Annotated in this window: 12 protein-coding genes; 8 read left to right on the forward strand and 4 right to left on the reverse strand. The window is 64.1% G+C overall.

Annotation, left to right across the window (positions count from 1 at the left end; all coding sequences use genetic code 11):
- Together F4Y72_00065 and F4Y72_00070 are read left to right on the forward strand one after the other, a co-directional pair.
- Positions 1-1,702 (forward strand): SUMF1/EgtB/PvdO family nonheme iron enzyme (locus F4Y72_00065; protein MXZ26682.1); only part of this gene is annotated, 1,702 nt, incomplete at its 5' end.
- Positions 1,699-2,073, forward strand: a complete 375-nt coding sequence (locus F4Y72_00070; protein MXZ26683.1) for a hypothetical protein — start codon at positions 1,699-1,701, stop codon at positions 2,071-2,073. The genes F4Y72_00065 and F4Y72_00070, both read left to right, overlap by 4 nt.
- Before the next feature lie 122 nt (positions 2,074-2,195).
- On the opposite strand, the gene F4Y72_00075 is transcribed toward F4Y72_00070, so the two are convergent.
- On the reverse strand, positions 2,196-4,982 hold the full coding sequence (locus F4Y72_00075) for a TonB-dependent receptor plug domain-containing protein (protein MXZ26684.1): 2,787 nt from the start codon (positions 4,980-4,982) through the stop codon (positions 2,196-2,198).
- A gap of 532 nt (positions 4,983-5,514) precedes the next feature.
- Here F4Y72_00075 and F4Y72_00080 point away from each other — a divergent pair.
- Both F4Y72_00080 and F4Y72_00085 read left to right on the forward strand, forming a co-directional pair.
- Positions 5,515-5,751 (forward strand): hypothetical protein, encoded by a 237-nt coding sequence (locus F4Y72_00080; GenBank protein ID MXZ26685.1) that lies wholly within the window; start codon positions 5,515-5,517, stop codon positions 5,749-5,751.
- Positions 5,732-6,013, forward strand: a complete 282-nt coding sequence (locus tag F4Y72_00085; protein ID MXZ26686.1) for a putative addiction module antidote protein — start codon at positions 5,732-5,734, stop codon at positions 6,011-6,013. Before F4Y72_00080 ends, F4Y72_00085 begins: the two co-directional genes overlap by 20 nt.
- A gap of 184 nt (positions 6,014-6,197) precedes the next feature.
- On the opposite strand, the gene F4Y72_00090 is transcribed toward F4Y72_00085, so the two are convergent.
- The 3 genes from F4Y72_00090 to F4Y72_00100 form a co-directional block, all read right to left on the reverse strand.
- Entirely contained in the window at positions 6,198-6,836 is a 639-nt protein-coding gene (locus F4Y72_00090; GenBank protein MXZ26687.1) for a Uma2 family endonuclease, read from the reverse strand.
- Positions 6,837-6,936: 100 nt separating this feature from the next.
- A complete protein-coding gene (locus F4Y72_00095) occupies positions 6,937-8,430 on the reverse strand; it encodes a Ppx/GppA family phosphatase (protein ID MXZ26688.1) in 1,494 nt (497 codons plus the stop codon).
- A gap of 6 nt (positions 8,431-8,436) precedes the next feature.
- Complete coding sequence (locus tag F4Y72_00100; protein MXZ26689.1) at positions 8,437-10,644, reverse strand: RNA degradosome polyphosphate kinase; 2,208 nt, start codon at positions 10,642-10,644, stop codon at positions 8,437-8,439.
- Positions 10,645-10,746: 102 nt separating this feature from the next.
- On the opposite strand from F4Y72_00100, the gene F4Y72_00105 reads away from it, so the two are divergent.
- The 4 genes from F4Y72_00105 to F4Y72_00120 are packed head-to-tail and all read left to right on the forward strand — an operon-like array spanning position 10,747 to position 14,609.
- Positions 10,747-11,283: a histidine phosphatase family protein gene (locus F4Y72_00105; protein MXZ26690.1), complete on the forward strand. Its 537-nt coding sequence runs from the start codon at positions 10,747-10,749 to the stop codon at positions 11,281-11,283.
- A 10-nt stretch (positions 11,284-11,293) separates the two neighbouring features.
- On the forward strand, positions 11,294-12,091 hold the full coding sequence (locus tag F4Y72_00110) for a MotA/TolQ/ExbB proton channel family protein (protein MXZ26691.1): 798 nt from the start codon (positions 11,294-11,296) through the stop codon (positions 12,089-12,091).
- An 18-nt stretch (positions 12,092-12,109) separates the two neighbouring features.
- A complete protein-coding gene (locus F4Y72_00115; GenBank protein MXZ26692.1) occupies positions 12,110-13,522 on the forward strand; it encodes an FHA domain-containing protein in 1,413 nt (470 codons plus the stop codon).
- The gene (locus F4Y72_00120) at positions 13,512-14,609 is read left to right on the forward strand and encodes a VWA domain-containing protein (GenBank protein ID MXZ26693.1); all 1,098 of its coding nucleotides are present in this window, start codon (positions 13,512-13,514) and stop codon (positions 14,607-14,609) included. The genes F4Y72_00115 and F4Y72_00120 overlap by 11 nt, the downstream gene beginning before the upstream one ends.
- The last annotated feature ends 65 nt before the right edge of the window (positions 14,610-14,674 follow it).

A 14,674-nucleotide genomic window follows, 5' to 3' on the forward strand; every position in this document is an offset into this window, starting at 1 on the left:
GCCCGGACGGGTAGTCGTCGATGCCGCTGCCGGCGCGGAGATCCGTATCGAGGGAATGGACTGGGTGTTTTCGCCCGGCGAGGAGATTTCACTGGACCCGGGCACTTACGCTCTCACCGTAAGCGCCCCCCGCTACAAGGACCTGAACGTGCCGCTGGTCGTGGAGGGCGGCGGCGACCTGGAACCGTTCACGGCGGACCTGGAGCCCGACTGGGCGGAGATTACGGCCAGCAGCGATCCGCCAGGAGCCGAATTGCGCTCGGAAGGGCAGGTCCTGGGGACAACCCCGGCAACGGTGGAATTGCTGTCCGGCGAGCGCGTACTGTCGTTCTCCCGGCCCGGATTCGCCACGCATCGCGAACGGCTGACCGTGGTTGCGGGTTCGCCGCAGGCCCTGCCGACCATCCGCCTGCAGCCTGCCGCCGGCGTGCTTCGGGTGCAGACCGACCCGCCCGGCGCCAGCATTACCGTCGATGGGAACTTTCGCGGAGGATCGCCCGCGACCGTGGAAGTGAGCCCGGACCGGGCGCACCGGGTCGTGGTGTCGCGGGCGGGCTACGAGTCGCAGGAACGCACGGTGACGCTGGGGCGGGGCGCTGAGCAGTCCCTGAACATTCGACTTGAGCCGCGTCTGGGAACGATTCGCGTATTGAGCCGCCCGGCCGGAGCGCAGGTCAGCGTCAACGGGCAGTTCGCGGGACGGACCCCGCTGGAGCTGCAATTGCCTTCAGCCGAACAGCAGCTTGAATTCAGCCTGGAAGGCTACGTGGCGCAGTCGCGCGAGGTGGTGCCCCAGCCTGCCTATCCCCAGGAGGTGCAAGTCGAGCTCCTGACGCCGCAGCAGCAGATGCTGGCCTCCCAGCCCACCGAAATCGAAACGTCGCAGGGCGCGACCATGATCATGCTGTACCCCGGCGAGTTCGAGATGGGGTCGCAGCGCGGTTCGCAGGGATGGCGCAGCAACGAGGTGCGCCGCATGATCAGGCTCACGAAACGCTATTACCTGGGCGTAAACGAAGTCACCAATCGGGAATTTCGCGCTTTCATTCCCAATCACACCTCCGGAGCGGAGCGCTTCCGGTCGCTGGCGGCCGACGGCGGTCCCGCGGTGAACGTTGAATGGCAGGCCGCCGCGGCCTTCTGCAACTGGCTTAGCTCGCAGGAGAACCTGCCGCTTCAGTATCAGAGCCGGGCCGGCCGGCTGATTCCGGTGGACGAGCCGGGGACCGGCTACCGCCTGCCGACCGAGGCGGAGTGGGTCTGGGCGGCCCGCTACCGGGGCGGTGCCGGGAACTCGCGGTACCCCTGGGGCGAACGTATGCCTCCTCCGGAGCGCTCGGGCAACTATGCGGACCAGTCGGCCGGCAGCCTCGTTACCAACGTGCTGAGCGCCTACAACGACTTCTTTCCCTTCACGGCCCCAGTCGGTTCGTTTCCGGCCAATTCGCTGGGCTTCCATGATCTCGGCGGCAACGCGGCCGAATGGACAGGCGATTACTACGGCACCGATACGCTCTATCCCAACTTCGAGGTGGACCCGCGCGGTCCGCAGGAAGGACGCTTTCACGTGATCCGCGGCTCGGGTTGGCTGCACGGCACGTTGCGCGAACTGCGCTGGGCCTTCCGCGATTTTGGCGCCGAAGAGCGGCTCGATGTAGGATTTCGCCTGGCGCGCTACGCCGAATTGCAGGAACCGGAATGAAGAAGGTCATCGCAGTCGCCGCCGTCATCGGCCTGGCCGTGGGCCTGACCTGGGCCGCCGAACAGGTGGGCGGTTGGCTGGGCTTCGCCCAACAGGACACGGCGAGCGCCGAAAACCAACCCGCCGATAACGAGGATGTCACCCCCGGGATCGAGGGCGTCCCGCCCTCAAATGTGGCCGCCATCGAAACCGAAGCCCAGGCCGAAGGCGACGTCCCCGCTCCCCCCGTGCTGTCCGAAGAGGTCGCCTCCATCGAAGAGGACCTGGCGCGAATCGAGGAAGCCCTTCAGAGCGAAGAGATCCTGGAAGAGTTCACGCCCTCCGAACCGCTCTCCGCCGACAACCCCATCGCGATGCCCACCGACATCTGAACCTCGGGATCAGTCCGTCCTTCATTGCGATACGGAGGACGGACTTTCCGCCAGCCAAAAAAAGAGGCGCTCCGCGACTTCTGCGGAACGCCTCTTTTCTTTCGGCCGCCTGGTGTGGTACGTCAGAAGTCGTAGGTCACTTCAGCAAACCAGACCTGCCCGCGCACATCAACCCTGGACGCATCGAAAGGCCGGCCCTGGCCGTTGAGCGCAAACGGAAAATCCGAGTCGAATATATTCCTGCCGCCCAGCCGCACAAGGAGGCCGTTGTCCCACTGATAGGTGCCGGACAGGTCCACCGTGTAGCGGCTGTCCACCTGCATGTCCGGCACGCGGGGCTCGCCAAATGCGTTGGACGAATAGTGATTGTTCAGGTAGCCCGGCGTGTAATTGAAGAACATGCTCGCCGATAGCCGACCCTTGAACCAATCCAGTTGCGCCTGGATTTTGCGCTTGTCTATGCCCACGAACTCGCCCAGGAAACGGGCTTTCGGCGCGTCCGCCGTTACCTGATCGAACATGTCAATGACGTAGTGGTAGTAGAGAATGGGAGTGAAGGTACCCCAGTCTTGCGTTTCGATGTTCCATTTCAACTGAAAGTCCAGGGATGTGTGCTCGCGGCTGCTGATGTTCACGACTCTGCTGATCGATCGGATCAACGCCCCTGTGGCCGGGTCACGTTCAAAGAACTGCGGAAGATTGCCGTAAATTTCAGCCGGAAGAAGATTACGCAACTCACTACTGCTGGCGATGCGATTCTGGAAATCGATCAGAGAATAGTCCACGTTGATGGTAAGGCCTTGCGCCCAGCCTGGCTGCCAACCGAAACCGATGCTCAGGTTGTCCGACTGCTCCGGCTTCACATCGGGATTGGGGCCGAAGGCCTGGCAAGCTCCGGGCACGAAACCGTTAATAAGCGGATCATATGCGCCGAAGGCGGAGCAGAACTCGCTTTGCGTGCCGCCGAACAGATCATAGACGGTGGGCGCACGAAAAGCTTCTTCTGACCTCAGGCGGATCGCGAAGGTATCGGTAATCGTCAGTCGTGCGCCGAGGCCCAGGGAGGTGTTGGCGAAATTGGACTTGGAAAGCACCGGGTTGCCGTCGGCATCGCTTTCAAGGGAGCCTTCCACCGTATAGTCGTCTCTCCGCACGGCGACCCTGAAGGTAAGCGCCTGAATACCGGGCATGTTGTTCCCGGCGCCCAAAACGGGAATGTTTAGCTCGGCGAAATAGGCATCCAAATCGCGGTAAGGCCGCTCAAGGCCGATGTAGCCCTCCTGGAAATCGTCCAAGGACGCAAGTTCTTCCTTGCGTTGTTGCCCGCCCAGCACGAAGCGCACTTCACCGGCAGGCAGCTCGAGCACCTTGCCGTTCAGGAAGGCGTCAATCTCCGTTGTTTCGGTGCCTTCGCTCGAAGTGCTGAGAGGTCCGTACAGTTCCGCGATAGTAGCATTCTGTCCGGTTCCATCCCCGAAAAAGTTGACTGCCTCGCTGGGGTCCGGGCTGGCGATCAATTCCGCCGCCCGTCCATTGAATTGCATCTCATTGGAAAGAGGCCCGCGAGCCCGGTTGGTGAGCATGTATTGGTAGCTGTCCTTGTCTGAACCTGATCGCAGCCAGTCGATCGTGAGCCTGAAGTTGTCGAGGAAGTCGAGGTCTATGCCACCCGAGATGCGATCGCTCACATTGGTCGAAGACCGCTCCGGGGTAGGCAAAAGGCCTAGATCAACTTCGGTTTGCGGATCGTACGTCACATACACCGTAGTCCCGAAATTATTGAAGGCGTTGGAGGCCGGGACCGCAATTGAGCCGGTGCCGAAGCGCGTCAGGCGCGTATTGGTCTGAGCTTCCGTCCGATAGTACTCGCCACGCACCCGCAGCATGTCGGCAAAGTACTGCTCGAAGCTGAGCAGGACGGAATCGTCCTTGGTCGATCCGCCTGCGTCAACATCCAGGACTTCGATGCCGTCCGCCAACGTAACCCTACGAAAATCTCCCGGCTGCGCGTTCCGGCCGTCATTGCCTTCGGGCAGGGTCAGGTTCGCAGGGGCCCAGCGGGAAACGCCAACGCGGGCTGAGCGGGTGTTGAGTGGCTGCCCGCTAAAGGGGTTTACATTGAAGTTGTACGCCTGATCGCCGCCGAACATGGAGCTCCAGTCCTTCGTGTAGTACCCCGCCTTGCGGGCAGAATAGGGCTCACTGTCGGTGCGGCTCACGTTGAGGGACACGTTTCCGGTGTCCCAGCTGTGCCCGTAGTAAGCGCTGAGCTGCGACTGGTCGGCGGCGTTGCTGCTCGATTCGTGGCGCAGCGTGACCTTGCCGCCCTGGAAGTCCTTGCGCGTAATGATATTGATGACGCCCGCCACCCCGTCCGAGCCGTAAACGGATGATCCGCCGTCCAGATTGACTTCAACGCGATCGATGGCTCCAGCAGGCATATTCCGCAGATTGACGAAGAAGTCTTCCTGCCCCGCCGCGCCGGCAATGCGCTTGCCGTTCAGCAGCACCAGGGTATTGGCCGAGCCGAATCCCTTCAGGTTGGCGGTGGAAACGCCTATCGAGAGCGCACCGAGGTTTCTGTCGATGGCCTCGCTGCCGAAGTTCATGTTGGTGGTGCCGTTGATCGACGAGAAAACTTGCGGAATGGTGCGTATCACGTCTTCCACGGAACTGATGCCGCGCTTTGCAATATCCTCCGCTGTAATCGTCAGTACGCGCGCCGTTGGGTCTCCACCAGTCAGGCGCGTGCCGGTGACGGCAGTCGGCTCGAGTTCGAGCGGTACCTCTGCGGTTACAGGGGCTTGCTCCCCCTCTTGCTCGTCCGCGTCCTGCGCCAAACCCAGCATCGGTGTTGCGAAAGCCAGCAGTAAACCGGCCGCCCACGCGCTCTTGATAGTAGTTTGCATTGAAGTAGCCCCCTCAATCTGTATATAAAGTGAGGCTGCTCAATTCGGCGTTTCCCCCAACGCGTCTACTCCCAGCCCCCAATTCAGGGGAGCAAATCTAACACGTTTTAGCTTACGGAAACCTTACGCGCCGGTCGTACCAGTTCACTGCAACGTGTAACCGAGTCTTCTGGCGCGTAGCTGCCTGAAAGCAATGCCGCACCTGATCGCCAATTTCTATCGAAACACGCACCATTTTTCGCACACGCCCAACTCTTGCGTGCGCTATGCTGGCAGCCCTGTCGGTAGCGAATTGCTCTGCCTCGCTCTGCTATGACCTGGCCAATCGCCGCTCTGGTGAACCTGCCCATAAACGCGACCGAAAGGCCTCACACCCCAAACGCCTCTTCCGGATCAGCGCTTGATTCGCTGTAGTCAAATGGCTACAGTACAGATCAAGGTCGCCAGATACATTGGTACCGATGGTTCGGATAGACTCGGTTCATGGCTCAAGAGGCAGAATCCGGAAGTGCGCGCGAGGTAACAGACTCGCCTGGACCGTGTGGAGTTGGGCAACTTTGGCGACCATCGAGCGGTTGGCTCTGGCGTATTTGAGCTTCGTATACACCACGGTTCGGGATACCGTGCGTATTACGGCAGGGATGGCGACGAACTTGTGATCATGCTGGCCGGTGGAGCGAAGAAACGGCAACAGCGCGATATCGACAGGGCGACTGAAAACTGGGATGCCTACAAGCGGGAGAAACGAAATGCCGATCAAGGTCCATAAGGCTAGCGAATTCCTGCAAACGCCGGAAGATATCGCCGCCTACCTGAACGCCACCATCGAGGAGATGGACGACCCGAGACTGCTAATGAAAGCATTCCGTAATATCGCCGAAGCCCAGGGCGGTGTGTCGGAGCTTTCGCGGCGCGCGAACGTGGATCGGGTCGCACTCTCGCGAGCATTGTCAGGCCGCAGGCACCCGCGCCTCGACACCCTCGCAAAGGTGGCGGATGCCTGTGGAGTGAAGCTCCAGTTCTCCGCTTAAGCGGGAAACGAACCGAAATCGCGGTCCGGCACCCCGCCCGGTTTGTGCTCGCGGGGTGGTGCCGTGGTACGCCACCGCGGTTGTTTCCGCGGAAACATCCCGGTCGCGGTCCGCGCTGCTGGAATGCGGCGGCCACTGCAAGTGTTTCCGCGGAAACATTTCCTCAGAGTCGCTTGATCAGGAGTCACGGCTTCTTCGCGGGGGGCCACAAGTCGGCCAGACTGAATTCGATGGTGTCGAAGGGCGGGAGCGACACGGGATCATCGCCGCTGCGCTTGCCGTTCAGGGTGTAGCGCCCGCCGCGCAAGGCGAAAGCGGCCAGCGAACGGGCGCCGGGATCGACGAACCACAAATGCGCCACGCCCTCGCGGGTGTAGATGGCTTGCTTGGGGCCTTCGTCCAGCGCCCGCGTTGACGGCGAGAGCACCTCGCAGGCCCAATCCGGCGCCTGCGAGAAGTAGGCCGCATCAGGAAGCTCCGGCATGCTCTCCCGCCGCCACCCGGCCAGGTCGGGCACCACGATGTCCTCGCCCAGGTGCAGTTCCGGCTCGTCAATGAGCCACCATCCGCCGGGACCGCTGCGGCCGCCCCGTTCCGAATCGAAGGGGGCGCCCAGCCTGACGCCCAGCCTTGATGAAGCGCGCGCGTGCGGCACCGCAGGGCGGGGATGGGTGTAGAGCGCGCCGCCGAGCACCTCCGCCACCATGTTGGGAGGCGCGTCCAGCACATCCTGGTAGGTGGCGCGCTTTTCCTTTTCCGGGGCGTTCGCGCAGCTTTCCTTACGGGGCGGAGCGCCGGAACAATCGCTTGCGTCGCTGGCCATGAACATCTACTCCTTGAAATACAGGCCATTCCATGCGTCGCATCGTAACACGCGACGTGCAAGTGCACGCGGTGCACGCGGGGAAACCGCAGCATCGTTCTCAGGGGTTCAGGCGCAGTGCGTGGTCCAGGCTGAGATGGGCGGCGAGAGCGCGCAGCCTGCGCTGCACCGTGTTTCCGACCAGGATATGCGCGTCTTCCGGTCCGGTGAGCACAAGTCTCTTCTTCGTGCGTTCCAGGCGGAACTGCTCGAGAACGCTGACGGCTCCGCCGGATATCGTGTAGGCAAGGCGCATCGCCAGGCCAATTGCGGTTGCCTGTCTTCTCTCGCCCTTGCTGATCAAACCGCTCAGACCCAGGCGTTTCAGGGTCCCGCGCAAAGCCGCATGGCGCGATGCCACGGCCAGGCCGAGCATGATTCGCTCGCCGTGATCGGCGCCGGTCAGCGGCATGCGCAATATGCGCAGGAACACCTGCTCGGCACGGTAGTCGGGATGTTCGGACCAGCCGATGTCGGACAGGTGGCAGGCGGCCTGCCTGAGCTTGTCCGGCGCGAGTCCTTCCAGCGCCGGCGCGATCCAGCCGGCCAGCAAGTCGCCGCCGGAACCGCCGCGGCCCATGCGCCGGGCGGCGCTCTCGCATAAAGAAAGCAGGGGGTCTATCTGCTGTTCGAGCGGCGTCAGGGCTTCGTACAGGCAGCCTTCGCGCAGGCCGTTGGCGGAGAACACGATCTGCCCGGCGCCGCTGCGCTTAACCAGGCATTCCAGGGCGACCGCCGCAAAGGGCAGCGATTCCAGCCGGTCGGCCCGCAATCCCTTGGCCGACTCGAGGCGCGGGCGGGGCCAGCCGGCCAGCATTGCGCAGAATTCCGAAGCGTCGCGGGCCTCCAGCGCGTAATGATGGATGACGTGCAGCGGGTAACCGGATTCGTCCATGTGAATACGGGCCAATGCCCGCCAGGAGCCGCCTACCAGGTAAAGAGACTGCCCGTGCGCCTGCGGCAACCAGTCCAGTCCTTCAAGCTGGCCCTGAATCGCCTCCCGGCTTTCCCCAATGGACTCCCCGCCGTTTCCGCGCACCGTGCCCAGCGGCAGCGAAATACGCTCGGCCACGCTCCCGTCATCCAGAAGCGTCAGTTCCAGACTGGCGCCGCCGAGATCGGCCACAACGCCGCTAGCCAGGGGGATTGCGCTGAGGACTCCGCCGGCTGAAACTTCAGCTTCCCGCTCCCCCGTCAGCAAGCGGACGTCCAGGCCGCATTCGTTGCGCACAGTCTCCAGGAACTGCGGCCCATTGCTTGCCTCCCGGACGGCCGCGGTCGCCACCGCCTGTACTTCAAGGACCCCCATTTGCGGGCACAGGCGGGCGAACCGGCGCAGGCTTTCCAGGGCCATCCCGATTCCGTCTTCAGACATTCTGCCGGTGCGGTCGAGTCCACGGCCCAGCCCGCACAGGACCTTTTCGTTGAATATCGGCAAGGGCGCCCGTCCGCCGTTCTCGTAGACGACCAGTCGCACCGAGTTCGAGCCGATGTCGATCACAGCTACCGGCGCCTCGCTTGGGGTCGCGGGGCTGGTTCGCAATACGCCCGGCACTGGCTGCTAGACGGCGGCTTTGACCAGTGTCGGGCGGGGTTTGTCTTCCGCGGCAGCAGAATCCCCGGTCTCTGGAAACAGTTCGCCGGGCATGGCCGGCTGCGACTCCCGCAGGGCGCTGCCCCGGCCGGAAAGGCTGGGGTTGGTCATGAACCAGGTATGGGCGCTGAAATCGCCGGATTGATGATCCAGGCGGCGGTAAGCGCCGTCCGGTCCGAGTTGCCAGCTCTGCATCACGTCGAAGCGATTCGCCATCAGGACCTGCTCCACGAGTTGCCGCTTGACCGTCTCGTTCTCGATCGGCACCAGCGTCTCCACGCGATGGTGCAGGTTGCGGGGCATCCAGTCGGCCGACGATACGAAAACCTTGCTGTCGGTGGAGGGAAGCTGGTGGCCGGCGCCGAAACACATGACACGGGAGTGTTCCAGGAACCTGCCGACCATGCTGCGCACCTGGATATTCTCCGACATGCCGGGCACGCCCGGGCGCAGGCAGCAAATGCCCCGGACGTAGAGTTCGATCCGCACGCCGGCCTGGCTCGCCCGATAGAGGCAGTCGATGATATCCGGGTCAACGAGCGAATTGAGTTTGGCCCAGATCTCCGCCGGGCGCCCGGCGCGGGCATGGGCGACTTCATCCTCGATCAGTTCGACCAGACTGCTTTTCATTTGCGCGGGCGCGTACACCAGCTTTTCCATGTCCTCGGGCGTCGCGTAACCTGTCATGTAGTTGAACAGGCGCGCGGTATCGCGCCCCAGGGCCGCGTCGCAGGTGAAGAAGCTCAGGTCCGAATAAACGCGCGCGTTGATCGGATGGTAGTTGCCGGTGCCGAAATGGGTGTAGGTTCGCAATTCTCCCGCTTCCCTTCGCACCACCAGCGATACCTTGGCGTGGGTCTTGAGTTCCATGAAGCCGTAGACCACCTGCACGCCGGCGCGCTCCATCTCCTGCGCCCAGCGGATGTTTGCCGCTTCGTCGAAACGCGCCCGAAGCTCGACCATGGCGGTGACCAGCTTGCCGGCCTCGGCAGCGGCGATCAGCGCCTCGACGATCGGCGAGTCCTCGGACGTGCGGTACAGGGTCTGCTTGATCGCCACCACCGCCGGGTCATCGGTGGCGCGGCGCAGGAACTGCACGACCACGTCGAAACTCTCGTACGGATGCTGCACCACGAAGTCCTTGGCGCGTATGGCGGCGAGGATGTCGCCGCCATATTCGCGGACCCGTTCGGGGAAGCGCACATTGAGCGGCTCGTGCTGCAGGTCGCGGCGCTGGTCCGTGATGATCTGCTTGATGTCCGACAGCCCCAGCATGCCGTCGATGTTGAAAACATGCGCATGCGAGGCGTTGAACGCTTTGAGCACGAACCGGCGGAAGTTCTTCGGCATGCCGGCCGCCACCTCCACCCGGATGACGTTGCCTCTGCGGCGCCGCAGCAGGGCGGTCTCGAAGGTCCGCACCAGGTCCTCGGCTTCCTCGTCGATCTCAAGGTCACTGTCGCGGCTGATACGGAAGATGCCGTGGCCCAGGATCTTCATGCCGGGGAACAGCAGCCTGAAGTTGCGGGCGATGATTTCCTCGACGGCGACGAAGCGCAGGGCCTTGCCGGGCACCCGCACGAACCGCTCGATCTGGGGCGGGACCAGGACCAGGCCGTTGATCTCGTGCTTGTCCGCGGGCCGCATCAGCCGCAGCACGTACACAAGGCAACCGGTCTGTATGAAGGGGAAGGGGTGCGCCGTGTCGACCGCCTGGGGGGTCAGTACCGGAAACAACTGGTTCTCGAACCATCGCGACAGCCACTCCTGGGCCCGATTGCCCAATTCCTCGGGTTTTACCACCGCCACGCCGGCTTCGCGGCATTCGGCCAGCAACTGCGCGCTGCGCGTGGATTGGGCCTTGAGCAGCCTCTTTACCTGTTCGCGTATCGCTTCGAGCTGTTCGCCGGGGGTCAGCCCGTCATCGCTGCTCTTGGTGACGCCCGCCGCCACCTGCGCCATGAGGCCGGCCGCCCGCACCATGTAGAACTCGTCGAGGTTGCTGGCCGAGATGGACAGGAACCGCACGCGCTCCAGCAGCGGGTGGTTCTCGTTGCCGGCTTCCTCCAGTACCCGGGTATTGAATTCCAGCCACGACAGCTCGCGATTGATCAGGCGGCCGGCGACGCGCTCCGCCTCGCTCAGCGCCCGCGGCTTGCCGGACGCAGGCGTCATTCGGGTGTTCCCGGATGGCGTGGAATGTGCCCCATGATCGGAGTAGCATACAGGAGTCATGAGCAATTCCTGGAAAGGAGGGCGTGCCGCCCGTGTTCCGGCATGAAGCGCCTTTGGCTGCTTCGGCATGCCAAGGCCGGGCCGTATTCCGCCGACGATTTCGAGCGGGCGCTGGCCCCCAGAGGCCGGAAGAACGCGCCCGCGATGGGAGAGAAGCTGGCGGCCGTGGGATGCGCTCCCGAGAGAATCCTCTGTTCCGCCGGTCGCCGGGCCGTGGAGACGATGTGCGGCGTCCTGCCCAGCCTTCCCGCCGACCTCAGCATCGAGGTGATGCGGAGGCTCTACACCTTCAGCCCGGGCAACGTGCTGCAGTGCCTGCGCGAACTGCCGGAGGATGCCGGCGACGTCATGGTGGTCGGTCACAACCCGGCTTTGCAGGAATTGGCGCTGTACCTGGCCGGCAGGGGCGAAGAGGAGGCTTTCGCTGTGCTCCACGGAAAGTTTCCCACCTGCGCCGTGGCCGAGCTGGAGTTTCCCGAGTCGCCGCACACGACGGACTGGGACGAAGGCAGCGCATTTCTTCGGCGTGTCATGACGCCCCGCCCGCCGCGATACTTGCGGACACCCCTGGTCGACTAGTGAGCAATCGATGAGAAGACAGTTACCGGTCGAATTCGTTTTTCAGATTTTTTCGCTGTTGCTTTCGGTGATCATCGTGCACGCGATGTACGTCGCCTGGATCCGCCCCCAGGCGAACGCGGTCATCGAAGAGCAGCGGATCATGCTGGAGCAGGACGCCGACTACGTACCCGAACGCTCCCTGTACGTGATCGTGCGCGATTTCGAGCAGGAGGCCTGCCTGATCCTGGCGCTCTGGGCGCTTGCGATCATGGGCTACAAGGCCCGCGGGGCGCTGCGCGAGCGCTCACTGCTGCAGCGTGACCTCCTGCCACTGGCGGAAGGGGTGCGCATCCTGCCGGAGGACACGCGCGAGCACGCGCGCCAGTTGCGTGCGCTGCCCGAATCACAGCAGCGCTTGCTGTTGCCGCGGGTGCTACTTAGCGCGCTGCAGCGGTTCGGCGCCACCGGCAATGTGCAGGACGTTTCGTCCGCTACCCAGACGCTGGTCAATGCCGAAGCCGAGCGGCTGGAGTCGGAACTGTCGATGATCCGGTATATCGCCTGGGCGATACCCTCGATCGGCTTTATCGGCACCGTGCGCGGAATCGGCCAGGCGCTGACGCTGGCCTACAGGGCCGTGGAGGGCGACATCAGCGGCGTGACCGAGAGCCTCGGCGTGGCCTTCAATTCCACCTTCTTCGCCCTGCTGGTCAGCATCATCATCATGTTCCTGGTCCACCAGCTTCAATTGTTGCAGGAGCGACTGGTCTTCGAGACCTCGGATTACTGCGACGAACGGCTGATCCGCCGCCTGCAGGGCGACTGAGCCGGGGGGCGTCAACAAATGGCGCTGGTCGCGCTGGAAATCAATGGAGCGGCACTGGTAGGCGCTACCTCCGCCGGAGTGCTGTTCAACGAGCCGGGCGTGGCGCTGGTGCAAAAGCGCCGCGTGGCGTTCGGGCGCGAAGCGGTCGAAGAGGCGCGGCGCGATCCCGCAAACAGTTACCGGAATTACTGGGAATTGCTGTCGGACGAATCGCTACCCAGGCCGGCGCGGGGGTTTCGCAGTTATGCCGACCTGGCCCACGGTCAAATGCAGGGGCTTTGGAAGCGCTTTCGGGAGTCCGTGGGAGACATTAGCGGTGTGGTCCTGGTCATTCCGGCCGGCGTTGCGGAAGACCGCCTGGCGTTGCTGCTGGGGATCGCCGAGGAAGCCGGACTGCCGGTGTCCGGGCTGGTCGAAAGCGGAGTTGCCGCGGTGCGGGGCGCCGCGTCGGGCCGCGCCTGCCTCCACGTCGAAGCAACGGCCGAGCGTCTGGCGGTGTCCCGGCTCGCGGCGGGTGACGGGCGAATCCGGCGCGAGGAGATCCTGTTCGACGGGCGTCCGGGATTGCGGCATCTGCGAGCGGCCATGATTAGCTACGTTGCCGGCCGGTTCGTGGCGGGTTCCCGCTTTGATCCGCTGGACCTGCCCGTAACCGAACAGGAACTGGCGGGGCGACTGGATGCCTGGCTCCAGGCGGTCCTGTCCGGCGGCGAACTGGGAATCGAGCTTGATGCGGCTCCGGTGACCGCTACCGCGGTCCTCACTCGAGATGACTGTCTTGCTTCGATCGAGCGGCTGCTGGGAGCCGCGGGAAACCGTCTGCGATCGTGGTGCACGGGTCCCGGGGCCGCGGACGTATACCTGTCGGGGACCCTTGCGGAGGCCCCCGGCTGCGCCGAGGTGTTTGCGCGGCTGCTCGCCATGGAGGTCCAGGTCCTGCCGGCCGGCGCCGCGGCATTGGGAGCGCTGGAGCGGTTCACGCCGATGGCGGGCGCGAAGGACCGACACGTGCTGCTAAAGTCCCTGCCGGCAGCTGACTTGGCGGACGGCCCGGGCACGGCGCGCAATGCCCGGCCGGACCCTGCCGCGGCGCCGGTCGCCGGAAACAGGGAAACGGGAGAGCGGACGCCCACCCACGTCGTGTTCGGCGGCCGGGCCTGGCGCATCGGCGCCGAAGGCCTGCATCTCGGTTCGTCGCCGCAACCCGGGGGCCTGTCGATCGTGCTCTCACCGGAAGGCGGGATTTCGAGAAACCACTGCACCGTGGTGCTGGAGAACGGACAGGCGGTATTGCATGATCACAGCCGATACGGAACCAACCTGAACGGCGCCCCGGTGGCCGATTCGGCGCCGTTGCGCGGGGGCGACGTGGTGGGAGTGGGACCGCTGGAGTTCCTGATCGCGCGCGAGGTGGGCGGCGATGGCTCGTAGGCGCTTTCACGTATTCAGCATGTCGTTTCTGGACATCATTTCCTGCGGCTTCGGCGCGGTCGTGCTGTTCTTCGTGATCATCAACGCGCAGGTGCGCCTGCGGGCCGATGCCGAGCGTATCGATCTGCTCAGCGATTCCACGCAGCTTGAAGAGGAGGTCCTGGAAGGGCGCAAGGACCTGCTGCAGTTGCGCGGTGAGCGCGACACGCTCGACGAGCGACGCGCAACGGCAATCGAGGAGTTGAGAAAGCTGCGCGAGCGCCTTGCCGCACTGCTGGCGGAGCTGGCGGAATACGAACGCCTGGGGACCCAGAGCGAGGAGTCGGTCGAGAAGCTGCGGGCCGACGTGGATCGGCTCAGGGAAATGCAGGAGGAACTGGAGGCGCGTGTCGCCGAGGCGGACGAAGGAACGGGGCAGCGCGTGCGCGGCTTCGAGGGCACGGGCGAGCGGCAATACCTGACAGGCATGCAGATGGGTGGCGATCGCGTACTGATCCTGGTGGATGCGTCCGCCAGCATGCTGGGGCGCACCTACATCGACGTGTTGCGTTTTCGCCTGATGGAAGAAGAACTCAAGCCCCGCGCGCCCAAGTGGGTCCAGGTCGTGAACTCGGTCGACTGGATCACGACGCGGCTGGAGCCGCAACAGAGATTTCAGGTCTATATCTTCGGAGTCGAGCACAGGAGCATCCTTGAGGGCACGGACGGCGAGTGGCTCAGCGTGGCCGACGGCGCGCGGGTTTCCGAAGCGATCGAGGCCTTGCGCAAGTTCGCGCCGAACGGCGGAACCAGCCTGCATGCGGCGATGCGCGCCATTCGCGCCATGGAGCCGCTGCCGGACAACGTGTACCTGCTGACCGACGGACTGCCGACGCAGGGCGCCAGTCCTCCCTCGCGGGTCGGATGGGTGGATACGCGGGCGCGTGAGCGGTTCTTTGACCGCGCTCGACGCGATCTGCCCTCGGGGATTCCGGTCAATGTGCTGTTCTACCCGATGGACGGGGACCCGCGCGCGACCGGCTATTTCTGGCTGATGGCCTCGCAGACCCGGGGGTCCTTCGTCAGCGTTTCCCGCGACTGGCCCTGACAAACCCCAGGGACGTCCCAACTCTCCCCCGCCCGTTTGCACCCGCAGCAGACGAAGACAAGTCG

The organism is Gammaproteobacteria bacterium (assembly GCA_009838035.1).
Lineage (GTDB): Bacteria > Pseudomonadota > Gammaproteobacteria > Steroidobacterales > Foliamicaceae > Foliamicus.

Bases quoted from the DNA above. Each gene is read 5' to 3' on its own strand.
- F4Y72_00085 (MXZ26686.1), top strand. From the start codon at position 5,732: ATGCCGATCAAGGTCCATAAGGCTAGCGAATTCCTGCAAACGCCGGAA.
- F4Y72_00110 (MXZ26691.1), top strand. From the start codon at position 11,294: ATGAGAAGACAGTTACCGGTCGAATTCGTTTTTCAGATTTTTTCGCTG.
- F4Y72_00070 (MXZ26683.1), top strand. From the start codon at position 1,699: ATGAAGAAGGTCATCGCAGTCGCCGCCGTCATCGGCCTGGCCGTGGGC.
- F4Y72_00120 (MXZ26693.1), top strand. From the start codon at position 13,512: ATGGCTCGTAGGCGCTTTCACGTATTCAGCATGTCGTTTCTGGACATC.
- F4Y72_00115 (MXZ26692.1), top strand. From the start codon at position 12,110: ATGGCGCTGGTCGCGCTGGAAATCAATGGAGCGGCACTGGTAGGCGCT.
- F4Y72_00100 (MXZ26689.1), bottom strand. From the start codon at position 10,644: ATGACGCCTGCGTCCGGCAAGCCGCGGGCGCTGAGCGAGGCGGAGCGC.
- F4Y72_00090 (MXZ26687.1), bottom strand. From the start codon at position 6,836: ATGGCCAGCGACGCAAGCGATTGTTCCGGCGCTCCGCCCCGTAAGGAA.
- F4Y72_00075 (MXZ26684.1), bottom strand. From the start codon at position 4,982: ATGCAAACTACTATCAAGAGCGCGTGGGCGGCCGGTTTACTGCTGGCT.
- F4Y72_00105 (MXZ26690.1), top strand. From the start codon at position 10,747: ATGAAGCGCCTTTGGCTGCTTCGGCATGCCAAGGCCGGGCCGTATTCC.